We start from the raw sequence: 22703 nt of genomic DNA on the forward strand, positions 1-22703 counted from the left end.
GTCGCGGGCCGGGCGGAAGTCAGGCCGGCAACCGGATCCCGGCCGGGTGCAGTTCCGCCAGGCCATCGCTGAGCAGCCCGGACAGCGCGCGTTCGAGTTGCTCCGGAGCGCAATTGAGCCGGTGCAGGGCGGCCAGCGGGATGTCGATTCCGGCCGGTTCGAAGCCAAGGTCGACGGCGGCTTGCGCAAAAAGCTCCGGGTCGACCGGCGACTCTGCGACCCGGAGCACCGCCATTACGGCACCCCTGACCTGGCGGTCAGTTCCGTGCCATGACTGGCCCTTCGGTGTGTACGTCGGCGGCGGCTCCCCGGCTGCGAGCCAGGCGCATGAGCCGCTGACCGGACATTGCCCGCACTTCGGCGACCGCGCAGTGCACACCAGGGCGCCGAGTTCCATCACCGCGGCGTTCCAGCGGACGGAGGACGCGGCGTCGTCCGGCAGCGCCTGCGCGGCAAGCCGGGTCTCTGCGGCGGTGAGCGATGGCGACGGCAGCGCGGCACCGGAAAACAGGCGTGCGTGCACGCGCCGGATGTTGGTGTCCACCACTGTTTCGCGGCTGCCAAAGGCGAACGCCGCGACCGCCGCTGCCGTGTAGCTTCCCACGCCGGGAAGTTCCAGCAGCTCCGGGTACGTGCCGGGAACCTTTCCGCCGTGATCGGTGCCGATGGCTACTGCGGCCGCATGCAGGCGCAGCGCCCGCCGCGGATACCCCAGCCGGCCCCAGGCCCGGACCGCTTCGCCGGCCGGCTCGCCGGCCAGATCGGCCGGCTGCGGCCAGCGCCGCAGCCATTCCTCCCAGACGGGCAGCACACGCACCACCGGGGTCTGCTGCAGCATGATCTCGCTGACAAGTACGCCCCAGGCCGTGCATTCAGCTGCCCGCCACGGAAGGTCCCTTGCGTTCGCGCGGAACCAGGTGTCGAAGACGTTGTGCAGGGCCGCCGGCGAAACGGCCGCAGGAAGGCCAGGCGGGTCCGCGGCAGCAGGGGCGGTGGGGGAATCGGTGAGGGCTTTGATGGATTCAAGCGTAATAGATAAGGGCCACAGTCCGCCCGCGGCGTGGGAGGGCCCGATACCCGGCGCGGGTCTCTAGCCTAGAAGGATGGGCAGGCAAGACAATCCAGGAACTCACGGCTCCCGTCAGGGCGCTTCCGGCAGCGGAGCGGGCTCGGGCCGGAACCGGGCGGGCGCATCGACGCGCAATACCGTCCGCCGGCCTGCCCGGAAACCAGGCAGCGCGGTGTACCGCCGTCGCAGGCTGTTCGTTGGCGCCGCACTCCTGCTCGTGATTGCGCTCGGCCTCGGCGGATTTGCCGCCGCCGCCAGCCTGCTCAACGCCGGGGCGCCCTCCTCGGACGGAGCAGCTGCTGCTTCCGCGCCGGTAGCGACGCCGGCCGGCACTCCGCAGGCCACGGCGTCTCCTTCGGCCACTCCGACGGGCAACGGCTGCGAGCAGAACCTCGTGACTGTCGCGGCGTCCACGGACAAGCCAGCCTACGCGGCAGGCGAAAATCCGTTGCTCACGCTCAAGGTGACGAACGGCAACCGGGTGCCTTGTGAGATCAATATCGGCACGTCCCAGATGGAGTTCCTCGTCACGAGCGGCTCGGACCGGATCTTTTCATCCACCGACTGCCAGTCGGACGCGACCGAACTCGTGAAGACCATCGCGCCGGGTCAGAGTGAAACGGCCAATTTCCCCTGGCAGCGCAACCGCACGGTTCAGGGCTGCGCGCCGATCGAGGCCAAACCGGGCGCCGGCGGCGCCTATTACGTCTTCACCGCCCGGCTGGCGGGAAAGACCAGCCCCAAAGCCGTGTTCCAGCTGAATTAGACCCCGGCGGACCTCACAGGAACCTGTCCAGGAGACTTGCCTCGGCCATCCGGCTGAGTCCCTCGCGGACCGTCCGGGCACGCTGGTCGCCGATGCCATCGACGGTCATCAGGTCATCAATCGTGGCCGCCATCAGGAACTGCAGGCCGCCGAAGTGGTCCACCAGGCGGTCGGCGACGGCCTTCGGCACGGCCTTCAACCCGGAAAGCAGCCGGTAGCCGCGCGGCTGGACCACGGCGTCGAGGTTGGCCTCGCCGCCCGCGAAGCCAACGATCCCGGCAATTTTTCCCAAGTCGATCAGCTCGGTGGGGCCAAGGTTCACCAGCGCCTTCACCGCCTGGTCGATGTCCTCTGCAGAAGTGTCCGGGCCTGAGTAATCCCGGATGATCACATCACTGCCCGGGCCGCGTCCCACCGTCAGCTCGTCCAGCTGGAGCGAGAGCAGCCGCCCGTCCTCGCCGAGCTCCAGCACGTACTGCGAAATCTCCTCGGAAATCCGGCGCACCATCTCCTGGCGCTGCAGCGTCACCGCCACATCGCGGACGGTCACCATTGCCTCGATTTCCAGGGCGGAGAGCGAACTGGTCACCTGGTCCAGTCGCGAGCGGTAGCGCTCCAAGGTAGCCAGGGCCTGGTTGGCGCGGGCCAGGACCTTCTCCGAACCTTCCAGCACGTGCCGCAGCCCGTTGACATACAGCGCGATGATTTGCATGGACTGGCTCACCGAGATCACCGGCACGCCGGTCTGGATCGCGACGCGCTCAGCGGTCCGGTGCCGGGTCCCGGACTCCTGGGTTTCGATGCTGGAATCCGGGACCAGCTGCACGGCCGCGCGCAGAATGTTGCTGGCGTCCTTGTCGCAGATGATGGCACCGTCCATCTTCGCCAGTTCGCGCAGCCGGGTGGGGGAAAAATCGATGCCGATGTCGAATCCGCCCGAACAGATTGACTCGATGGTCCTGTCGATGCCCAGCACGATCAGGGCCCCGGTCCGGCCGCGAAGGATGCGTTCCAGTCCGTCGCGAAGTGCGGTGCCCGGTGCCACTCGGCCCAGCGTAGCCTTGAGCGAATCTTCCGGGCTCCGAGCCATAGATTTTCCCTTCAAAGGTGCAGGTCTCAGCCCGCAAGTGCGCCGGTTTCCAGTGTTGGCCGGCAGGATCAAAAGTACTCGGTTTCCCGCTCCCACCATAGTAGAGGCAAAGGGAGCCAAGTTCCGCACGGACAAGCCCCAAAGTGGTCCATTGCGACGCGCGTGGGACCGCCCGAAGAACGCCCCCCCCGGGCCATATCCCGGACCGGCATATTTGGCCCACGGTTCGACCGTTTCGACCCGGGGCTGCACCCGCTTCGCGGCGGCAGCCCCGGCTGCGATAAACTTGGACCCTTGGGTGAACCGTCGGGCGGCCCGCCGCCCCCGGCACACATCGCACCACGCCGAAATCCCAACAGAATCACCCGCGATCCCACCGGCCCAGCCGGGCCCGGCAGGCCCGGGGGCGCCACCACCAACGCCGCAGCGAAAGTAGCATCGTGTCTCAAGAAGTCCTTAGCCCCGCCCGAGTCCAGGAGATTCACAAGCAGGCGGCCCGGCGTCGGACTTTCGCGGTCATTTCGCACCCCGACGCGGGTAAATCCACGCTGACCGAGGCGCTCGCGCTGCACGCAAAGGTGATCGGCACTGCCGGCGCCTCCAGCGGCAAGGCCAACCGCAAGGAAACCGTCTCGGACTGGATGCAGATGGAAAAGGACCGCGGTATCTCGATCAGCTCCGCGGCGCTGCAGTTCTCCTACCGGGACACCGTGATCAACCTGCTGGACACCCCCGGCCACGCCGACTTCTCCGAGGACACCTACCGGGTGCTGGCCGCCGTAGACTGCGCCGTGATGCTTGTGGACGCCGCCAAGGGCCTGGAAACCCAGACGATGAAGCTCTTCGAGGTCTGCAAGCAGCGCAACCTGCCGATCATCACGGTGATCAACAAATGGGACCGCCCCGGCCTGGACTCGCTGGCGCTAATGGACGAAATCACCGAGCGCACCGGCCTGAAGCCGATGCCGCTGACCTGGGCCGTGGGCATCTCCGGTGACTTCCGCGGTGTCTGGGACCTGCGCAATGACCGTTTCGCCCAGTTCAAGCGAAACAATTCCGGCGCCAACATCGCGCTTACCGAATACTTCACGCCGGAGGCGGCCGCGGCCAGCCAGGGCGAGGACTGGTCCAACGCCGTCGATGAGGCCGGGCTGGTGATCGAGTCCAACCTGGAGTTCGACATCGACGCCTTCCACGCCGGAGAGGCGACCCCGATCCTTTTCAGCTCCGCAGCGCTGAACTTCGGCGTCAAGGAGATCCTTGATGCCCTCGTGGACTTCGCCCCGCCCGCGGCCCCGCGGCCCGACGTTGACGGTGCCCCGCGGGCCGTCGACGCGCCCTTCGCCGGATTCGTCTTTAAGGTCCAGGCCGGCATGAACAAGGCGCACCGGGACCACGTCGCCTTCATCAGGGTCTGCTCCGGCGTTTTCGAACGTGGCATGGTGGTGACCCAGGGGCGGACCGGCAAGTCCTTCGCCACCAAGTACGCCCAGCAAGTCTTCGGCCGGGAGCGCGAGGTAATCGACGAGGCATTCCCCGGTGATGTTGTGGGCCTGGTGAACGCCTCCTCGTTGCGGGTCGGGGACAGCCTGTTTGTCGAGAAGCCGGTGGAGTTCCCCGCGATCCCGCTGTTCGCCCCGGAGCATTTTCAGGTGGCGCGGTCCAAGGACCCCAGCCGTTTCAAGCAGTTCCGCCGCGGCATCGAACAGCTTGAGCACGAGGGCGTTATCCAGGTGCTCCGTTCGGACGTCCGCGGCGACCAGGCCCCGGTGCTGGCCGCCGTCGGGCCCATGCAGTTCGAGGTAGTTGAAGACCGGATGGCGCACGATTTCAGTGCGCCGATGCGGCTGGAACGGCTGCCGTACTCGATCGCCCGGATTTCGACGGCGGACGCCATGCCGGCGCTGGCCAACGTCCCCGGGGCCGAGGTGCTGCTGCGCTCCGATGGCGAATACCTGGCCTTGTTCAACGACGTCTGGGCCCTGCGCCGGATCGAAAAGAACCACCCGGACCTGACACTGCTGCCGATCGGCACGCACAACCCCGCCAAGTAGCTGCCGGCACCGCGTGCGTGCGTGGCAGGATGATCCGCCGCAGGTCTTCCTGAATCACCTTTCCGCGGTATCATAAGTAACCTTGCTAATGATGCGGGCGCCCCACCTTTCGGCTTTTTGGACTGATCCGCGCGATTTCGTCGGCGGGCCCCGCACTTTAAGGGACAACGAACACTCTTTGACTGACTACAACAGAAAACTCGGCATGGAACCAGGCTTCCTGCTGAGCGGCCGCTACCGGATCCAAGCCCTCATCGGCACGGGAAGCCAGTCCACCGTGTACCGAGCCCATGACGAACTCCTGCAGCGGGAAGTGGCAGTCAAACTCTTCCGGGACGACGCGGATGATCTTGAACATACCCGCCGGCAGGGGCAGGAGGTCCGCATCCTCGCGGGGATGGGCCACCACGCCCTGGTGACGCTGTTCGACGCCGGCGCGGACCTCAGCGACCCGGAGGCGCGCCTCACCTACCTCGTGATGGAACTGGTCCGCGGACCGGACCTGCGCCACCGTGCCGCCCAGGGGCCGCTCTCCGCTGCACACATGGCCCTGATCGGCCACGACCTGGCGGACGGACTCTCCTACATTCATCATCACGGGATTGTGCACCGCGATGTAAAGCCGGCCAATATCCTGCTGGTCGATTACAGCAACGACGACAGGCGCCCCCGGGCCAAGCTCAGCGACTTCGGTGTTGCCGTGATGACGGGCAGCGGACCCGTGGGCGACGACTCCGGAACCTCCGGGACGCCCGCTTACCTGAGCCCGGAGCAGGCTGCCGGTGAACCGGCCGGGCCGCTCAGCGATGTATATTCCCTCGGACTGGTGCTGCTCGAAGGGTTAACCGGAAAGATGGCGTACCCCGGTGCCCCCATCCAGTCCGCCGTCGCGCGGCTGCTCCACGACCCGGACATCCCCGAAGAACTTGCCCCCATCTGGACGTCGCTGCTGTCCTCCATGCTTGCCCGGGACCCGGCGGATCGGCCGCCGGCCCGGGAGGTTTCCCTCGCGCTGCGCCAGGAAGTCATCAACGGCGCGGCCCGCCACCGCCTGGAGGCAGCCCCCGGCGGGACCGGCGAGGAAGCCAGGATGCGCGCGGTGGAGCGCTACCGGATCCTCGACACGCCGTCCGACGGTGCCTTCGACCGGATCGCACGCCTCGCGGCACGGATGTTCGCCGTGCCCGTGGCGATCGTGAGCGTGGTGGACCACGACCGGATCTGGTTCAAGGCCCATCACGGCACTGACGTTACGCAGATTGGCCGCGACCCGGGGCTGTGCGCCTCCGCGATCCTGCAGGACGAAACCTGGATCGTGGAGGACGCCACCCGGGATCCCCGCAGCCTCGCCAACCCCCTGGTGGCGGGCGAGTTCGGCCTGCAGTTCTACGCCGGAGTCCCGCTGCGCACCCCCGACGGCTACAACCTGGGCACCTTCTGCATCTTGGACCGGGAACCCCGGGTGTTCAGCGCCGCCGATACACGTGCGCTGGAGGACCTGGCAGCGATCGTGATGAATGACCTGGAGATGCGGTTGCAGAGCAGGGAAGCGATCGCCAGTTAGCAGGTATTAGCGCCAGCCGGCACGGAGCGCCAGTTCCAGCTCAAACCGCGCCTCGGGGTCCTCCAAGGCGTCGCCGAACAACTCGCGCAGCTGCGCCGCCCGGTACCCCACCGTCTGCGGGTGGATGCCGAGCTCTGCGGCCACCGGACCACGCTGGCCCCAGTGCCGCAGCCAGGACAGCAGCGTCTCCGCGAGCCGCTCCCGCTGCGCCGGGCGCAGCCCCTCCAGCGGCGCCAGCCTGCGGTTGGCCAGTTCTGCGATTGCTGAGGGCTCCGCCCCGAGGATCACCTCGGCCAAATGCTCGTCCGCCCAGATGGGCGGGTCCTCCGGGCCGTCCCGGGGCTGCAGGACCGAGGCAGCGAGCACTGCCAGACGCAGCGAATCGGGGACTTTCTCCCAGCTCCCGGCGGGCCCAACCGCCGCCCCGCGGCCACGCAAGGCTTTCTCAAGGTCCGCCCGCGCGGAGGGTGACTGCCGGGCCGGAACCAGGGCAACGGCGTCGGTCTCGCGTTCGATCACAAGTGTTCCGGCGCCCAGCCTCAGCCGCAGCCCCGCGGCCCGGTCCACCGGCAGGGTCACCACCACCATCCGCTGCGGCAACGACCAGTCCGCCATCGCAGCAGTCTGGCGCAGTGCCGCCTCATCCGCCTGTCCCAGCAGGAGCAGGTCGAGCAGTTCGGTGCGCCGGCGGTCCACCGCGCCGGCACGTTCCGATTGTTCAAAGGCGTAGGCTTCGGCGCTGACGGCGGACAGTTCGTCGATGTAGGCCAGGATCGATTCACCCAGGTCCACCACCACGCTCTGGCCAAGGTGGTGTTCCACCGAAACCCTGGACATCTCGCGGAAGGTGACGCGGGCCCCCATCCGGTAGGCGCTCAGCAGCGCGTCCATGCTCCGTCCCTGCCGGAACTCCCCGCTCCCCAGCCCTGCCACGAGTTGCCTGCTCTCCTCCGAAAGGGCAGGCAGCCGGGTTGCCGGCAACTGCAGGAAGCGCTCCAGTGCCGCGGCCACCCCCCGGCGCAGCCCGCGGCCGAAGCGGCCTTCAATCGGCCTGGCGTAGGCCGGAACAAGCTGCGGCACGGCGTCGATGATGGCCTCGACAATTCCCGGCATCATCGGCCGGAGCACGTCACTGACCTCACGCGGCAAGGCCAGCCACGGCGGATCGGCAGCGGAAGCGGGAGTGCCCGACGGGGCTGTATTCATGGGCCTGGTTCCAATATGTTGTTGCGGGGAGACAGTTTATCTACGTCGATCGTATGCCTAGGGTGAAGAAGTATGACCGCCACTGACATAAGCTTGATACATGATCCGGCTCCGTAAGCTGGCGCGCGCCGCATCTCTACTGACCACCCCCCTAGCTCCAGAAGACATTCTGTCGCTGTTCAATCCTGTGTTTTCCGCCCGCCAACTGCGCGGTGTGGTCACTCGGGTGGTTCCAGAAACGGCCGATTCCGCCACAATTTTCTTCCGTCCCGGCCGCGGCTGGCAAGCACACCTCGCCGGCCAGTGGGCCCGCATTGGCGTCGAGCTTGACGGCGTCCGCCACTGGCGCTCGTATTCGCTCAGCGCCCCCGCCGGCAAGGACCCGGCCATCACCGTCAGTGACATGGGTGCCGTCTCCGGCACTTTGGTGCGCCACACCAAGCCCGGCGACGTTCTCTTCCTGGCGCCGCCGCAGGGTGACTTCGTGTTACCGGAGCACCCGCGGCCACTGCTGATGCTTACTGCCGGGAGCGGAATCACCCCCGTTATGTCGATGATCCGCACCCTCGTGCCGCACCGGCCCGACTCCGACGTTGTCCTCATTCACACGGCCCGGACCCCGGCGGATGCCATCTTCCGCGAAGAATTGGCCGAACTCGCGGACCAGTTCCCCAATTTCCAGGTCACCAACTGGTTCACCGGCGAACGTGGACGGCTGGATTTCACGTCGACGGCCGAGCTGGACGGACTTTGCCCGGACTGGCGCCAGCGCGCCGCTTACGCCTGCGGCCCCGAAAGCTTCCTGGACGACGCCGAGGCGCTCTGGGAAGCTGAGGCCGCCACCGCGGTGGCACAGCCGGAAGCCAGCCTCACGATCGAACGCTTCAGCACCAAGCTGGCCGGCGGTTCAGGGCACGACGGCGGATTGGTCACCTTCGAGGCGTCGGACCGCGAAGTCGAAGCCGGCGGCGACACTCCGCTGCTCGACGTCGGCGAGGATGCCGGCGTCCTAATGCCCAGCGGGTGCCGGATGGGCATCTGCCACAGCTGCCTCATCCCGCTCCGGGCAGGCCAGGTCCGTGACCTGCGCACGGATGAAGTCCATGGCGAGCCCGGCCAACTAATCCAGACGTGTGTTTCGGCAGCCGCCGGACCCGTTAACCTCGACCTCTGAGGAGTACCACAGCATGACGATTGTTTCTGACAAGCAGGACCTGTCCGAGGACGCTCCCCAGGGCGCCAATGACTCTGCCAAGGCGCCCGCTTCCGTGAAGACGCGGCCCGGTGCCCTCGCCGAGTCCGGCAGCCCGACCGTTCGGCCGCCGGCCGCCGCGCACCTCTCCGATGAGCAGGTCGCGGAGCTCGGCCGTGAACTCGACGCGATCAAGGACGACATCCTTGCCAAGCGCGGGGCGTCCGATGCCGCCTACATCCGCCGTATGATCAAGATCCAGCGCGGACTGGAGATCTCCGGCCGGGCCGCCCTGCTGGTGAGCAAGAACAAGGCAGCCTGGGTCACCGGAACCACGCTGCTGGGCTTCGCCAAGGTCCTGGAAAACATGGAGCTGGGGCACAACATCCTGCACGGCCAGTGGGACTGGATGCGGGACCCGGACATCCACTCCACCACCTGGGAGTGGGACTTCGTTACCCCGGCGCGCGCCTGGCAGCACACCCACAACGACCTGCACCACCGCTGGACCAACGTCATCGGCAAGGACAACGACGTCGGATACAACCTGCTGCGTATGGACGCCCAGCAGGAATGGAAGCCGTTCAACCTCGGCAACCCGGTGTACAACGCACTGCTGGCACCGGTCTTCGAGTGGGGCATCGCGATCTACGATCTTGAGCTGCAGGATTACAAAGAGGGCAAAAAGTCCAAGGAAGCCCTCACCAAGGACCTCAAGGCGCTGGGCCGCAAGGCCCTCAAGCAGTTCACCAAGGACTACGCGGCCACGCCCGCCGTCGCCATGCTGACCGGCTCCGGCAAGCAGGCGCTCTACGGCACCCTGACCGCGAACGCAGTTCGAAACGTCTGGGCCCACGCGGTTATTTTCTGCGGGCACTTCCCCGACGGGACCGACACCTTCACCGAAGAAATGGTCGAAGGTGAGACCCGCGGCGACTGGTACGTGCGGCAGATGATCGGCTCCGCCAACATCTCCGGCTCCAAGTTTATGCACCTGATGACCGGCAACCTCTCGCACCAGATTGAGCACCACCTTTTCCCGGACATCCCGTCCAACCGCTACGCGGAGGTGGCCCCGAAGGTGCAGGAGATCTGCAGGCGCTACGGCCTGCCGTACACCACCGGCCCGATCTGGAAGCAGGTCGGCTCCACCTGGGCCAAGGTCTTTAAGCTCGCTTTGCCGCCCAAGAAGGCCTAGCTCAACCGATCCGACTGAAGCAGGGGGGCCCGCCGTACCGGTGGGCGCCCCTGCTGCGTGTTGTGGCCGGTGCTCCGTCCCAGTGGCCTGCCCGGACGGCCCGGCGGGGCCGGGAAGTGCGCGGATTCCGGCCAGCGCCAGGCCCGCGGGTGTCCGCAGCCGGGCGGGAACGTCGCGACGGTCCGGGTGTCAGTCTCTGGCCGCCACCCCAAGCACGTGCGCCAGCGGCGGGTTGCCCGGCAGGACCGAGAAACCGAAGCGCTCAAGCCCCTGGACTGTAAACCCCGCCCGGGCGATGCCGCCAACGGTGTCCCGGTTCGGGTGGCAGCCGCCCGCCAAACGGCTCCACAACGGCGTAATCAGGTCCTCAGCGGCAGCAAGCACCCGGTGCGCCGAGCGGACGTGCTCGTAGAACAGCAGCAGCCCGCCCGGCCGCAGGACCCGAACCACCTCCGCCAGGGCAACGGACTGGTCCGCGACGCTGCACAGCACCAGGCTGGAGACCACAACGTCGACGGAGGCATCCGCCGCGGGCAGCGACTCCGCCACGCCGTCCTGCACCATGACCGGCACGGATGCGTTGCGGGCGGCGTTCCGGGCCAGCTCCCGGAGGGTGGGGTCCGGTTCGAGGGCCAGCACGGTTCTCACAGCGGAGGGATAGAACTCGAAGGTGGCACCGTAGCCGGCCCCGATTTCGATGACGACGCCGCGTGCCGCTGCCACGAGGCGCCGCCGGTGGTCCGCTGCGCCGCGGGCGTCCATCCGCGGACCGACGCGGGCGAAAGATCGTCCGAACGATCGGCTGGGTGGGCTCGTCTCGGGCATGTGGCCTCTTTTCCGGTCAGCTGACCTCAATTACTCCCATCATTCCCAGGTCCTCATGGTCCAGGATGTGGCAGTGGTAGACAGAGCGGCCGCTAAAGTCACGGAACGCGATCCGGACCGTGGCCCGCCCGTTCGCCCGCACATTCACCACGTCCCGCATGATAACGCCCTCGACTGCCTGGCCGTTGTCCTCGATGAGCTGCATCGGCCACACATGGAGGTGGAAAGGGTGGTCCATGGGGCTGGTGTTGACCAGCGTCCATTCCTCCACGCTTCCGGCCGGCACTACCGTATCGGTACGGGAGCCGCTGAATTCGCGGCCGTTGATGCTGAACCCCATCATGCCGGACGGCCTTCCTTGTCCCATGCCCATGCCCATGGCCAGGAGCAGCTGCCGGCGCGCGGTGACGGTGGCCGTTCGGAGGTCCTCCGGCGCCGGCCGGGGCGGGACCGCAGCGGGCGCGTCCGCGGATTCGCCGCTGACCCGAAAGACGGCCAGCGCCGCCGGCCCGCGGCCGGTAAGCGGCCCCTGCCGCATCATGCCAGGCATACTGCCACGGTTGTAGGGAAGCGCCTGTAAAACGGTGTCGCCGGCAGTTGCCGTCACCAGCAGGTCCGCCCGGTTTCCCGGCGCCAGCAGGAGTTCCTCAACTCTGCCGGGCACGGGGGACCGTCCCGAATCCATGCCAATCAGGTCCAGCCGCTGGCCGTCCAGCCGGAGCCGCAGGAAGCGGGCGGCGCAGGCGTTGATAATCCGCCAGCGTTCCCGTTCGCCCGGGCGGGCGGTGAGCAGCGGGTTGCGTTGACCGTTGAGCAGGAGTAATTCGCCTTCCCGGCCCGCCATCCGCTCCGGCTGCGACACAGCGGCGACGCTGCCGGCGCTGTCCAGGGTGGTGTCCGAGACCAGCAGCACCCGGTCCGCGCTCACCGGGATGGTCCCGGAGTCCTCGACGATAATCGCACCGAAAAGACCGGCGAAGATCTGCCCGGCCACCGTGCCATGGTGATGCGGGTGGTACCAGTACACGCCCGGCGGATGGTCCGGAGGCAGCCGGTAGCTGTAGTCGAACGCCTCCCCGGGCCTGACGGCGAGAAACACGTTGTCGCCATTGGCTTGCGGGGACACGTGCAGGCCATGGACGTGCAGGTTGGTTGCTTCGTCCAGGCCATTCACCAGCCGGATGGTGAGCTCGTCTCCGGGGCGCAGCCGCAGGGTGGGGCCTGGAGAAGTGCCGTTGTAGCACAGCGCGCTGGCAGGGCGGCCGCCAAGCTCGACTTGGCCGTGCGCGGCTTCAAGGGTGAGTTGCAGCTTGCCGGCCGTGCTGCGAAGTTCCGGGGGGATGCGCAGTCCGGGGCCCTCCGCGTCGGCCATTCCACCGTTCGGTGGCTCGGCGGAAGCCAGGGACCACCACAGCCCGGCTCCGCCTGCCACAGTGGCCGCCGTGCCGAGGCCGCCCAGGAGCAGGGTGCTGCGACGGCTGATTGGCCGCACTAGGATTCCTCGCCGAGGACTTTCACGTTCTCGCGGTACTGTTCCGTGGTGAGCTCGCCCTTGGCAAAACGTTCGTCCAGGATCAGCCGTGCCTGGCTCTTTCCGCCCGGTGTGCCCGGCGTGCCGGGGAAGCCGGGGCCGGCCGGGGGAGTACCCGGCTGGCCATAGCTTGGGGTGCCGTAGTGGCCGGGTTGAGCCGGCCCGCGGCGGCCGGCTCCGCCGCTGAACGTGCGGACCGCGAGCAGCACCAGCGCTGCGATCCCGACCAGCAACAGCGCGCCCCAGAGCCACATCCAGCCGATGCCGTTTCCGTAGTTTCCCATCATGGCCGCTTCCTCTCGCCCCTCGCCGCTCGCCGCTCGCCGCTCGCCCCGCGCCGCTGTCCTGTCCTGTCCTGTCCTGTCCTGTCCTGTCCTGTCCCCATCGTCGGCCGGATACCGGGCGGCGGCTAGGGTCCAAAGTCGCTTCCTGAGGGTCTTGCTGCGTTGCTGCCCGGTTACTTCGTCAGGGTGTGCTGCAGGCGGGATATGCGCCTGCGGAGATCCAGCGGCGACTCAGCGGGAACGACTCAGCTGATCAGCAGGCTCAGCGCCTCGGTCAGGTGCCCGACTTCCCGCACCGAGAAGCCCGCGGGCACCGGTCCGGGGCCATTGGGGCTGGCCGGCACCACGGCATGGGTAAAGCCCAGCCGGTGGGCTTCCTGGATCCGCTGGTTGATCCCGGGGACGGCGCGGACCTCGCCGGCCAGTCCCACTTCACCAAAGGCGATGAGCCGCTGCGGCAGGGGTTTTTTGGCTTTCGCCGAGGCCACGGCCAGCGCGACGGCGAGGTCGGTGGCGGGTTCACTGAGCTTCACGCCGCCAACTGTCGCCACGTAGGAATCGTCCTTGTTCAGCAGGCAGCCGGCCCGCTGCTGGAGTACGGCCAGCAGCATGGCCACCCGGGAACTGTCGAGTCCGCTAGTGGCCCGGCGGGGTTGGGCACTGGAGCTTTCTGCCAGCAGGGACTGCACCTCCGCGAGCAGGGGCCGGCGCCCTTCCAGGGTCACGGTGATGCAGGTGCCCGAGACCGGCTCCTTGGTCCGCGAGACGAAGAGCCCGCTCGGGTCGGCCAGGCCTTCGATCCCGTCTTCGTTCAGGTCGAAGCAGCCGACGTCGTCCGTGGGCCCGTACCGGTTCTTGACGGCCCGCAGAAGCCGCAGCCGGGAGTGTCGTTCGCCTTCAAACTGGCACACCACGTCGACCAGGTGCTCGAGCAGCCGGGGTCCGGCGATCGAGCCGTCCTTGGTCACATGGCCGACCAACAGGGTGGTCATGTTGCGGCGTTTGGCGGCGGCGATCAGGGAGGCTGCGACCTCCCGGACCTGCGAGACACCGCCGGCGCTGCCTTCGACATCGGCGCTGCTGAGTGTCTGCACGGAGTCCACGATCAGCAGCCGCGGCTCCAACTTCTCGACCTGCCCCAGGGCTTGGCCGAGGTCCGTTTCGGCGGAGAGATACAGGGATTCGGCGACGGCGTCGATGCGGTCCGCGCGCAGCTTGACCTGCGCTGCGGATTCCTCGCCCGTGATGTAGAGGACATCCTGTGCGGTGCGGGCAAACTTGGCGGCAACGTCCAGCAGCAGGGTTGACTTGCCGACGCCGGGTTCGCCCGCCAGCAGGATCACGGCGCCAGGGACCAGCCCGCCGCCGAGCACACGGTCCAGTTCATCCACCCCGGTGGGCAGGAAGGCAGCGGTGGTGGCATCCACTTCGGAGATCCGGCGGGCCGGTTCCAGCACGCTGGTGGCCGCCGTTGTGCGCGCCACGGCGCCGCCGGTTTCCTCAACGGTGCCCCAGGCCTGGCACTCGCCGCAGCGGCCCACCCACTTAGCGGTGGTCCAGCCGCATTCCGCGCATTTGTAGCCCGGCGCCTTGGTGGCGCGGGAAGTCTTGGTAGCCATTGCTCCACCTTATCGGCGCCCTGTGACAAGCACGCTTCCGCGCCGCGGCGACTACAGCGGCCAATACCGCGGCGACTACAGCGGCGGAAGGATGTCCCGGGCTTCCCCGGAGTCGACCCCGGCCGCCTCAAGCAGGTCCACCATCAGCGGACGGAACAGCATCACCACCGTTTCGCCTTCCAGCCGCTGCACATCCAGCAGCCGCGGGTGCAGGCGCCCGGCAATTTCCCGTAATTCCGTCCGGGCCGTCCGCAAGTGGGCGCGGCGGACGCCGTCGTGCACTTCGGCCAGGCCCAGGGAGAGTTCGTCGACGGCATCGGCCGTGTCATGCAGGACCTCGGCGATGTTCTGCGTCGCCTCGTCGGACAGGGCCGCATGATTGATGGCGCTGGTCAGGCGGCGGGCAAAGACGCGGCTGTTGCGCAGTGCCAGGTCGATGTAGTCGAGCGACTGTTCCATCTGGTCCAGCTCGTCCCGGTGCCTGCGGTAGGCCGGCGACAGGGTCGCCACCTCGCCGGAGGACCGCAGGGTCTGCCGCATGGCATCGACGAGCGGCTGGCAGTTCCGGCCCCGGATCAGCGCATGCCATGCCTGGGTCGCGTCGCTGGAACTCAGCGCAGAGCCGCATTCGCGCAGCACCTCGGCGAGTTCGTGCAGGAGTTTCCTGACGTCGTTGCGGGGTTCCCGGCGCGGGTCCTTCGGGATCAGGATGGTCACCAGGAGGGCAAACACCCCTCCGACGACGGCGTCGAGGCTGCGGGTAAACGGTCCTCCGTCGGGCGCCGGCAAAAGGACCACCAGCAGGGACTGCAGCCCCAGCTGGGTGGTGAAAATGGTGCCGCTGTCCAGGAACCTTGCCAGCAGGATCGAGAACAGCAGCACAACGGCGGCCTGCCAGATCCCGGCGCCCAGCCAGTGCAGCAGCAGGTCGCCGACGACGATGCCGATGGTGCAGCCGAGGCCGACCTCGATCACGCGCCGCAGCCGGGGGTCGCGGGAAAAGCCCAGCGAGATCAGGGATGACGTCGCAGCGAAGAGCGGGCCGCTGTGGCCCAATACGTATTCGGCGAAGGCGTAGGCGCCGACGGCGCAGCCCGTCATCTGAATGGCCGGCACCAGGGAGTTCCGGCTGCGGACCAGGCCGGTGCGGACCCTGCCGCGCAGGAACCGGGAGCTTGCGGAAAGTCCAATAGCGGGGGCCATGCGCTCCAGTCTAGAGGGCCGTTGAGCGTCCGGTCCGTCGGGGCCGGCCCCTACGACTGCGACGACGCCAGCGCAATGGGCCCCGGCGGATGTAAGCCAATGTCCCGGCGTCGTTAACCTTGCGTTCACCTTGGGCGGCAATTCTCTTCACTTGGGGCGCCTACCTTCGATAAAGGTACAAACCGTACGCATCTTTGACCGGGCTTCTCCCGCCCGGCACGCACAGAAGAATCCCTGGAAGGGGTACATCTCAGTGAAGGCACTCCGTTTCGGCCGCAACGCGGCTATCGCTGTCATCGCCGTTGGCGCTCTCGCGCTGACCGCATGTGGTTCGGACAACGCAACCGGCACCGCCCAGTCCGCCGCTCCGTCCGCTTCGGGCCCCAAGGTTACGGGCACCCTGACGGGTATCGGTTCCTCCGCGCAGGGCGCTGCCATGGATGTGTGGAAAACCAGTTTTGCCTCGGCAAACCAGGGCGCCACGGTGCAGTACTCCCCGGACGGTTCCGGTGCCGGCCGCAAGGCCATCCTGGACGGCTCCGCGCAGTTCGCCGGCTCCGACGCCTACCTCAAGGACGATGAGCTTGCCTCGTCCAAGACCCAGTGCGGTCCCGAGGGTGCGCTGAACATCCCCGTTTACATTTCCCCCATCGCGGTCGCCTACAACCTCCCCGAGGTCAAGGAACTGAAGCTGGACGCCCCGACTGTCGCCAAGATCTTCCGCGGTGAAGTGGCCAAGTGGAACGACCCGGCCATCGCCGCACTGAACCCGGACGCGACGCTCCCTGACCTCAAGGTCACCCCGGTGCACCGCTCGGATGACTCCGGCACCACGTCCAACTTCACGGATTACCTGGCCGCGGCCGCTCCCGAGGCCTGGACCGACAAGGCTGCCGGAATCTGGCCGGCCGCCCTGCAGGGCGAAAACGCCAAGGGCACCTCAGGCGTCGTGAAGACCGTCACGGACACCCCCGGCGCCGTAACCTACGCCGATGACTCCGCAGTAAGCGGCAAGCTCGGCACCGCGCAGATCAAGGTGGGCGGTTCGTTCACCAAGATCTCCGCCGACGCCGCGGCCAAGGCCGTCGACGCCGGTACTCCGGTTGCGGGGCGCAACGCCAGCGACCTGTCCATCAAGCTTGACCGCAAGACCACGATCGAAGGCGCCTACCCGATCGTGCTCGTGTCCTTCCACGTTGTCTGCACCAGCTACGAAAAGCAGGAAACCGTGGACCTGGTCAAGGCCTTCGAGAAGTACGTAGTCTCCGACGCCGGCCAGAAGGCCGCCGCCGAGTCCGCAAAGTCCGCCCCGCTGTCCAAGACGCTCCAGGACAAGGCCCTCAAGTCCATTGAGGCCATCAAGGTCAAGTCCTAGGGATCTTCTGCGCTGGCAGGCATAGTGGAAACACCAGCCTGATAATGGTTCCCTGCCCTGTTACGGCTGTCATCGACGGCCGTAACAGGGCAGGGAACCAATGTGTTTATCCGACGTACACACAGATCTGAAGGATCGTGAAGTGACCACCACCTCCCTGACCACGTCCCGGGGCGCAGGCCGCGCCGGCGACAAGGTCTTTTCCGCAGCCACTTTGGCCGCCGGGTGCCTGATCCTGGCCGTGCTCTTCGGGGTAGCGCTTTTCCTCGTTATCCAGGCTATCCCTGCCCTCGTGGCCTCCCCGGACAAGATCCAGGGCGGCGAAGGCTTCTTCCCGTACATCTGGCCGATCGTGATCGGCACGCTGATCGCAGCCGCTATTGCCCTGGTGATCGCCACCCCGGTAGCCATCGGCGTCGCTCTCTTCATCTCGCATTTCGCGCCGCGGCGCTTCGCCGCCCCGCTCGGTTACCTCATCGACCTGTTGGCCGCCATCCCTTCGGTGGTCTACGGCGCCTGGGGTGCGGCGTTCCTGTCCGGCACCATGACGCCGGTGTACCAGTGGCTGGCCAAGAACGCAGGCTGGCTGCCCATCTTCGAAGGCCCGGCGTCGGCAACCGGAAAGACCATCCTGACGGCCGGAATCGTCCTGGCGGTTATGGTGCTGCCGATCATTGCGTCCCTGACCCGCGAAATCTTCCTGCAGACCCCCAAGCTGCACGAGGAGGCGGCGCTGGCGCTCGGCGCCACCCGGTGGGAAATGATCAAGATGACGGTACTGCCCTTTGCCCGCCCCGGCATCATCAGCGCGATTATGCTCGGTCTCGGCCGCGCCTTGGGCGAAACGATGGCGGTGGCCCTCGTCCTGTCCTCCGGCGCCCTGACCGCCAGCCTGATCACCTCCGGAAACCAGACCATCGCTGCTGAAATCGCGCTGAACTTCCCGGAAGCCAGCGGATTGAAGGTCAGCACGCTCATCGCGGCAGGCTTGGTTCTCTTCGTTATCACCCTCGGCGTGAACATGATCGCCCGCTGGGTCATCATCCGGCACAAAGAATTCTCGGGAGCCAACTAAATGACCGCCACCCTGACCCCCGTCAAAAAGCGTTCGGCCCTCACCAAGGGCCAACTGCCAAAATGGGCGCCGTACCTGGTGCTTGGCATCGCCCTGGTTCTCGCCGCTGCCGTGATGGCCCTGATCGGATTCAACGCCTTCGGGTGGGGACTCGTCTCGGCCATCCTCTTCGCTGCCGGTCTTGTCGGATGGAGCGCCGCCGTCGAGGGATCCCGTAAAGCCAAGGACAAACTGGCGACCTGCCTGGTGGTGGGCTCGTTCCTGATCGCCCTGCTCCCGCTGATCTCCGTGATCTGGACGGTTCTTGTTAACGGGCTGCCGGGCCTGCTGGACCCGGGGTTCCTGACGACGTCGATGAACGGCGTAACGGGCGCCTTCGACAACAAGACCGTCGAGGAAGGCGGACCGGTTGTTGGCGGCATCTACCACGCGCTGCTCGGCACCATCCAGATCACCCTGCTGGCGACGGTCATCTCGGTGCCGGTGGGCCTCCTGGCCTCGGTCTACCTGGTGGAATACGGCAACGACCGGACCGTGGCGAAAGCCATCACTTTTTTTGTTGACGTTATGACCGGCATTCCGTCCATTGTTGCGGGCCTCTTCGCGGCGGCGTTCTTCTTCGCGGTGATGGGCCCCGGCACCAAGACCGGTGCCGTCGCCGCCGTCGCGCTCTCCGTCCTGATGATCCCCGTGGTGGTCCGCTCCAGTGAAGAGATGCTCAAGATCGTCCCCAACGAGCTTCGGGAGGCGGCCTACGCCCTCGGGGTCCGCAAGTGGCGGACCATCCTGAAGGTCGTTATCCCGACGGCGATCTCCGGCATCGCCTCCGGCGTCACCCTCGCCATCGCCCGGGTGATTGGCGAAACCGCACCGATCCTGGTCACCGCCGGATTCGCGACCGGCATCAACAGCAACGTGTTCGGCGGCTGGATGGCCTCGCTGCCAACCTTCATCTACACCCAGATCCTGAACCCGACCTCGCCGTCGAACCCGGATCCGTCCTCACAGCGCGCCTGGGGCGCCGCCCTGGTCCTCATCATCCTGGTGATGCTGCTGAACCTCGGAGCCCGCCTGGTTGCCCGTATCTTCGCACCCAAAGCCGGACGCTAGGCTGCTATGGCGGCCCCATTCTTCTTCCCGTACCTCCAGCAAGTGAAGGAACATCATGTCTAAGCGCATCGACGTCAAGGACCTGAACGTCTACTACAGCAAATTCCTGGCCGTCGCAGACGTTAGCATCAACATCGAACCCAAATCCGTGACGGCTTTCATCGGACCGTCCGGCTGCGGCAAATCCACTTTCCTGCGCACCCTGAACCGGATGCACGAGGTGATCCCCGGAGCCCGCGTTGAGGGCGAGGTGCTGCTCGACGGCGACAACCTGTACGCGCCCGGGGTTGACCCGGTGACCGTCCGCGCGCAGATCGGGATGGTGTTCCAGCGGCCCAACCCGTTCCCCACCATGTCCATCCGCGACAACGTGCTTGCCGGCGTCAAGCTGAACAGCAAAAAGATCTCCAAGGGCGAAGCCGACGCCTTGGTGGAGCGCTCCCTGCAGGGCGCCAATCTGTGGAACGAGGTCAAGGACCGGCTGGGTAAGCCCGGCTCGGGCCTCTCCGGCGGCCAGCAGCAGCGGCTCTGTATCGCGCGCGCGATTGCCGTTGAGCCGCAGGTCATCTTGATGGATGAGCCCTGCTCCGCGCTGGACCCGATCTCCACCCTTGCCATCGAGGACCTGATTAACGAACTCAAGGACCAGTACACCGTGGTGATCGTGACCCACAATATGCAGCAGGCCGCGCGGGTGTCTGACAGGACGGCGTTCTTCAACATCGCAGGCACCGGCAAGCCAGGCAAGCTGATCGAATACGGCGACACCCACACCATGTTCAGCAACCCCACCGAGAAAGCCACCGAGGACTACGTTTCCGGCCGCTTCGGGTAAGCGCTCCGCGCGGAGCGCTTACGGCGTCGTTAGGGATTGCCCAGCGGCGAGAGGGACAAGGCGAGCACAAATGCCGTCGCCGCGGTGGCCACCGGAGTCAGCACCCAAAACATCAGGATCCGGATCACCACCTTTCGGTCGGTGGCCCGGAACGCCTGGTTGGTGCCGGAGCCTAAAACGGCGGAGGTGACGGTGTGGGTCGTCGAGATCGGCCAGTACAGGCCGATCGCGCCAATCAACAGGATCGCCGAGCTGAAGAGCTGTGCGATCGAACCGCGCAGCGGATCCATCCGGATCATCCGGTAGCCGATGGTGTAGGAAATCCGCCAGCCGCCTGCCAGGGTGCCGGCGGTCAGCAGGACAGCCGGGAACAGCGCCACCCAGACCGGCATACCGCCTTCGCCGGCTAGCCCGGACGCCAGCAGCGCAAGGATCAGGACTGCGCCGGTGCGCTGGCCGTCCTGCAGGCCGTGGGCAAAGGCGACGGCGCCGCTGGCGATGCTTTGGGCCCGTCGCGACCGGCCGTTGACGACGTTTGGCGGTGTGTACCGGGCTGCCCACGTCGCCGGCCAGACCAGCAAATAGGCGCCGGCGAAGGCGATTACCGGCGAGAGCAGCAGGGGCAGCACCACCTGGAGGAGCAGGGACGAATCTACGCCGCCGACGTCGTTCCCGCCGAGCGCCGCACTCGCGACACCCGCGCCGGCCAGCCCGCCTACGAGGGCGTGGGTGGATGACGACGGGACGCCCCGCCACCAGGTGTAGATGCCCCACAGCACGGCACTAGCCAGGCAGGCGATCAGGATGCTGAGCCCGTTCACCCCCGGGGGCAGGCGCACCCAGGTCTGGCTGACCCCAAGGGCCAGGGCTGCGCTCAAGGCGGCGCCGATGAAGTTGAAGAACGCGGCCAGCAGCACTGCGACGGTTGGCGTGAGGGCCCGCGTCCGGACCGCTATCGCTACCGCCGCTGAGGCGTCCCTGAAACCGTTCAGGAAAGCGAAAGCCCCGGCGAAAACCACAACCAGGGCAAACAGCATCATCGTCACGTCAGGATTCCTTGACGATGATGCTGCCCACCTGGGTCGCGATCCGGCGCATCTCCCTGCTGACCCCCACCAGCTGCTCGGCGATATCCCGGTTCCGGGCGAAGCGCGCCGGCTTCATTTCGTGAAGCATGTCCGCGACCCAGACCCGGTGGGAGCGCTCGGCGCGTTTGGCGAGGCGGAGGACCTCGATCCAGTAGTCCTCCAGGTCGTTCAGGTTGTCCAGCCTCCGCATGGCGTCCACGGTGAGCTCGGCCTGCCTGCTAATGATCTCCAGCTGGTCCGCGGCGCGTTTGGGCAGGCGGTCCAGCTGGTACAGGGACACGAGGTCAGCGGCTGCATCGAGCTTCTCCATCGCCTCATTCAGGAATCGGGAGAGGGCGTACATGTCCTCGCGGGGAAGCGGGTTCACGAACGAAGTGCGCATATGCGTCAAGAGGGCGAAGTGCAGTTCCGCGGACTTTGCTTCGTGGTTGTGCATGTCCTCGAGAAGCCTGGCGTTTTCACTCGCAGGTGCGCCAAGGATTTCCGAGAGGGTGCCCGTGGCGAGGACAAGCTGGCCGGCAAGTTGGGCGAGAATGTTCAGCCCGGCGGGCTCCTGGGGGAAAAGGCGCAGCTTCACGTGTGAATTCCGGTCTTCGGGAGGGAGGCGCACGGGGGTAGGGGGCCGGACGTGTGAGGTGAGGAAGACCCGCGCATAAGGAATACATTACCGTCCGCCCGGACAGCCTCGGATAGGCGCCGGCGGGGCTCCGGAATGTGACAGCGGCCCGGGGCGGAAGCGGAGCGCGGCGTCAAACCGGGCATAAAAATGGTGCCGAACCGGAGACGCCTCTCGGCGGTAGGCCGCTCTAGGCGGCTAGATGTTGAAGCCCGGGGGTTTCGCGGTTCGGCACCGCCTTTAGTTTTCTACGTGGCCGGTGACAAGTCAACATTGACAGCCGGTGTGCGGCGTGCTTTTCGGGTGCCGGCCGGCACCCCGCCCCGGCCTAGTCCAGCTCGCCCAGGCGCCATGCGTTGGCGGCGTGTTCGAGGTCCTCGGCCGTTTTGACCAAAAGATGCGAATTGCGCGTCAGCTTGCTCGCGTGGTTCTCGTTGGTGTGCTCAGCACCGTCAGCGAGAGTGGCCTGGCCCAGCGCCACAACGCGGCAGAATGCGGCAGAACGTTCCAGCGCGACGTCGAACTCGCCCTCGAACGCGCCGGAGAGGATGGCGTCCGCCATCGACTTCATTTCCTCGGCTCCTGGCGGCTCCGCGGCGCCGGCCACCACGCGGGCGACCTGGGCGGTGTCTTTGCCGGCTTTGAAGTACACGGAGATCCGCTCGGCGTCCTGGATCGTGGCGGCCCGCAGTGCGTATAGGCGCCAGAGGGCGCCCGGGAGCGAGCGTGCGGGGCTTTCGGCCCACATCTCGGCGATGGCTTCGAGGCCTTGTTCATCGGCGAGCTTCACCAGCCGCTTGGTCACTGCCGGGTCCTCGTTGTCGCGTCCGCGGCGCACGAGTGCCTGGGCTGCAAGATGGGCGGCCTCGGAGACGCGGGCAGGGTCGGCCCCGCCGGCGAAGGGCTCAAAGTCGATGGGGGCGAAGGGCTTCGGCTTGTGATGCCGGTGCGGTCCGGGGGTGCTGGATCCTGCTTGCTCGCTCATGCCACCACGCTACTCCAG

General features: G+C 67.0%; 20 protein-coding genes. 9 read left to right on the top strand and 11 right to left on the bottom strand.

Features of this window, described 5'->3' with window-relative positions:
• Positions 1 to 19 precede the first annotated feature (19 nt).
• On the bottom strand, positions 20 to 937 hold the full coding sequence (locus QK287_RS05065) for an A/G-specific adenine glycosylase (RefSeq protein ID WP_226773901.1): 918 nt from the start codon (positions 935 to 937) through the stop codon (positions 20 to 22).
• A gap of 166 nt (positions 938 to 1103) precedes the next feature.
• Here QK287_RS05065 and QK287_RS05070 point away from each other — a divergent pair, with 166 nt between their 5' ends.
• The gene (locus QK287_RS05070; protein ID WP_282359491.1) at positions 1104 to 1835 is read left to right on the top strand and encodes a hypothetical protein; all 732 of its coding nucleotides are present in this window, start codon (positions 1104 to 1106) and stop codon (positions 1833 to 1835) included.
• 13 nt (positions 1836 to 1848) lie between these two features.
• Here QK287_RS05070 and disA read toward each other — a convergent pair whose 3' ends face one another.
• On the bottom strand, positions 1849 to 2925 hold the full coding sequence (gene disA / locus QK287_RS05075) for a DNA integrity scanning diadenylate cyclase DisA (protein WP_226773854.1): 1077 nt from the start codon (positions 2923 to 2925) through the stop codon (positions 1849 to 1851).
• A 440-nt stretch (positions 2926 to 3365) separates the two neighbouring features.
• Between disA and QK287_RS05080 the strand changes: the two genes are divergently transcribed.
• Both QK287_RS05080 and QK287_RS05085 read left to right on the top strand, forming a co-directional pair.
• A complete protein-coding gene (locus QK287_RS05080) occupies positions 3366 to 4979 on the top strand; it encodes a peptide chain release factor 3 (RefSeq protein WP_226773855.1) in 1614 nt (537 codons plus the stop codon).
• A gap of 178 nt (positions 4980 to 5157) precedes the next feature.
• A complete protein-coding gene (locus tag QK287_RS05085; protein WP_226773856.1) occupies positions 5158 to 6543 on the top strand; it encodes a GAF domain-containing serine/threonine-protein kinase in 1386 nt (461 codons plus the stop codon).
• 6 nt (positions 6544 to 6549) lie between these two features.
• Here the strand turns inward: QK287_RS05085 and QK287_RS05090 are convergent, their stop codons facing one another.
• Positions 6550 to 7749: a PucR family transcriptional regulator gene (locus QK287_RS05090; RefSeq protein ID WP_226773857.1), complete on the bottom strand. Its 1200-nt coding sequence runs from the start codon at positions 7747 to 7749 to the stop codon at positions 6550 to 6552.
• Positions 7750 to 7849: 100 nt separating this feature from the next.
• Between QK287_RS05090 and QK287_RS05095 the strand changes: the two genes are divergently transcribed.
• Positions 7850 to 8923, top strand: a complete 1074-nt coding sequence (locus tag QK287_RS05095) for a ferredoxin reductase (RefSeq protein WP_226773858.1) — start codon at positions 7850 to 7852, stop codon at positions 8921 to 8923.
• 13 nt (positions 8924 to 8936) lie between these two features.
• Positions 8937 to 10139, top strand: a complete 1203-nt coding sequence (locus tag QK287_RS05100) for an acyl-CoA desaturase (protein ID WP_282359492.1) — start codon at positions 8937 to 8939, stop codon at positions 10137 to 10139.
• A 189-nt stretch (positions 10140 to 10328) separates the two neighbouring features.
• Here the strand turns inward: QK287_RS05100 and QK287_RS05105 are convergent, their stop codons facing one another.
• From QK287_RS05105 to QK287_RS05125, 5 genes are all read right to left on the bottom strand, one after another.
• On the bottom strand, positions 10329 to 10964 hold the full coding sequence (locus QK287_RS05105) for a methyltransferase domain-containing protein (RefSeq protein ID WP_282359493.1): 636 nt from the start codon (positions 10962 to 10964) through the stop codon (positions 10329 to 10331).
• Between the two features lie 16 nt (positions 10965 to 10980).
• Positions 10981 to 12456, bottom strand: a complete 1476-nt coding sequence (locus tag QK287_RS05110) for a multicopper oxidase family protein (RefSeq protein ID WP_226773861.1) — start codon at positions 12454 to 12456, stop codon at positions 10981 to 10983.
• On the bottom strand, positions 12456 to 12782 hold the full coding sequence (locus tag QK287_RS05115; RefSeq protein ID WP_226773862.1) for an SHOCT domain-containing protein: 327 nt from the start codon (positions 12780 to 12782) through the stop codon (positions 12456 to 12458). The genes QK287_RS05110 and QK287_RS05115 overlap by 1 nt, the downstream gene beginning before the upstream one ends.
• A gap of 242 nt (positions 12783 to 13024) precedes the next feature.
• Entirely contained in the window at positions 13025 to 14398 is a 1374-nt protein-coding gene (radA, locus tag QK287_RS05120; RefSeq protein ID WP_226773863.1) for a DNA repair protein RadA, read from the bottom strand.
• Between the two features lie 75 nt (positions 14399 to 14473).
• Entirely contained in the window at positions 14474 to 15601 is a 1128-nt protein-coding gene (locus tag QK287_RS05125) for an FUSC family protein (protein WP_226773864.1), read from the bottom strand.
• A gap of 253 nt (positions 15602 to 15854) precedes the next feature.
• On the opposite strand from QK287_RS05125, the gene pstS reads away from it, so the two are divergent.
• From pstS to pstB, 4 genes are all read left to right on the top strand, one after another.
• Positions 15855 to 16976, top strand: a complete 1122-nt coding sequence (gene pstS, locus QK287_RS05130) for a phosphate ABC transporter substrate-binding protein PstS (RefSeq protein WP_226773865.1) — start codon at positions 15855 to 15857, stop codon at positions 16974 to 16976.
• 142 nt (positions 16977 to 17118) lie between these two features.
• The gene (gene pstC, locus QK287_RS05135) at positions 17119 to 18051 is read left to right on the top strand and encodes a phosphate ABC transporter permease subunit PstC (RefSeq protein ID WP_226773866.1); all 933 of its coding nucleotides are present in this window, start codon (positions 17119 to 17121) and stop codon (positions 18049 to 18051) included.
• Complete coding sequence (pstA, locus tag QK287_RS05140) at positions 18052 to 19161, top strand: phosphate ABC transporter permease PstA (protein WP_226773867.1); 1110 nt, start codon at positions 18052 to 18054, stop codon at positions 19159 to 19161.
• A gap of 55 nt (positions 19162 to 19216) precedes the next feature.
• Complete coding sequence (gene pstB, locus QK287_RS05145; protein WP_226773868.1) at positions 19217 to 19996, top strand: phosphate ABC transporter ATP-binding protein PstB; 780 nt, start codon at positions 19217 to 19219, stop codon at positions 19994 to 19996.
• Positions 19997 to 20025: 29 nt separating this feature from the next.
• On the opposite strand, the gene QK287_RS05150 is transcribed toward pstB, so the two are convergent.
• The 3 genes from QK287_RS05150 to QK287_RS05160 form a co-directional block, all read right to left on the bottom strand.
• A complete protein-coding gene (locus QK287_RS05150) occupies positions 20026 to 21042 on the bottom strand; it encodes an inorganic phosphate transporter (RefSeq protein ID WP_282359494.1) in 1017 nt (338 codons plus the stop codon).
• 1 nt (position 21043) lies between these two features.
• Positions 21044 to 21661 carry a nuclease PIN gene (locus QK287_RS05155; protein WP_226773870.1) on the bottom strand — a complete coding sequence of 206 codons (618 nt, stop codon included), beginning with the start codon at positions 21659 to 21661 and terminating at the stop codon, positions 21044 to 21046.
• 367 nt (positions 21662 to 22028) lie between these two features.
• On the bottom strand, positions 22029 to 22685 hold the full coding sequence (locus QK287_RS05160; RefSeq protein WP_226773871.1) for a hypothetical protein: 657 nt from the start codon (positions 22683 to 22685) through the stop codon (positions 22029 to 22031).
• Positions 22686 to 22703: the final 18 nt, after the last annotated feature.

Source organism: Arthrobacter sp. AL05 (assembly GCF_029960715.1).
Lineage (GTDB): Bacteria > Actinomycetota > Actinomycetes > Actinomycetales > Micrococcaceae > Arthrobacter.

Coding starts and splice junctions, on each gene's coding strand:
- QK287_RS05095 (WP_226773858.1), top strand. CDS start 7,850: ATGATCCGGCTCCGTAAGCTGGCGCGCGCCGCATCTCTACTGACCACC.
- pstA (WP_226773867.1), top strand. CDS start 18,052: ATGACCGCCACCCTGACCCCCGTCAAAAAGCGTTCGGCCCTCACCAAG.
- QK287_RS05090 (WP_226773857.1), bottom strand. CDS start 7,749: ATGAATACAGCCCCGTCGGGCACTCCCGCTTCCGCTGCCGATCCGCCG.
- QK287_RS05160 (WP_226773871.1), bottom strand. CDS start 22,685: ATGAGCGAGCAAGCAGGATCCAGCACCCCCGGACCGCACCGGCATCAC.
- pstB (WP_226773868.1), top strand. CDS start 19,217: ATGTCTAAGCGCATCGACGTCAAGGACCTGAACGTCTACTACAGCAAA.
- QK287_RS05125 (WP_226773864.1), bottom strand. CDS start 15,601: ATGGCCCCCGCTATTGGACTTTCCGCAAGCTCCCGGTTCCTGCGCGGC.
- QK287_RS05115 (WP_226773862.1), bottom strand. CDS start 12,782: ATGATGGGAAACTACGGAAACGGCATCGGCTGGATGTGGCTCTGGGGC.
- QK287_RS05070 (WP_282359491.1), top strand. CDS start 1,104: ATGGGCAGGCAAGACAATCCAGGAACTCACGGCTCCCGTCAGGGCGCT.
- QK287_RS05105 (WP_282359493.1), bottom strand. CDS start 10,964: ATGCCCGAGACGAGCCCACCCAGCCGATCGTTCGGACGATCTTTCGCC.
- radA (WP_226773863.1), bottom strand. CDS start 14,398: ATGGCTACCAAGACTTCCCGCGCCACCAAGGCGCCGGGCTACAAATGC.
- QK287_RS05100 (WP_282359492.1), top strand. CDS start 8,937: ATGACGATTGTTTCTGACAAGCAGGACCTGTCCGAGGACGCTCCCCAG.
- disA (WP_226773854.1), bottom strand. CDS start 2,925: ATGGCTCGGAGCCCGGAAGATTCGCTCAAGGCTACGCTGGGCCGAGTG.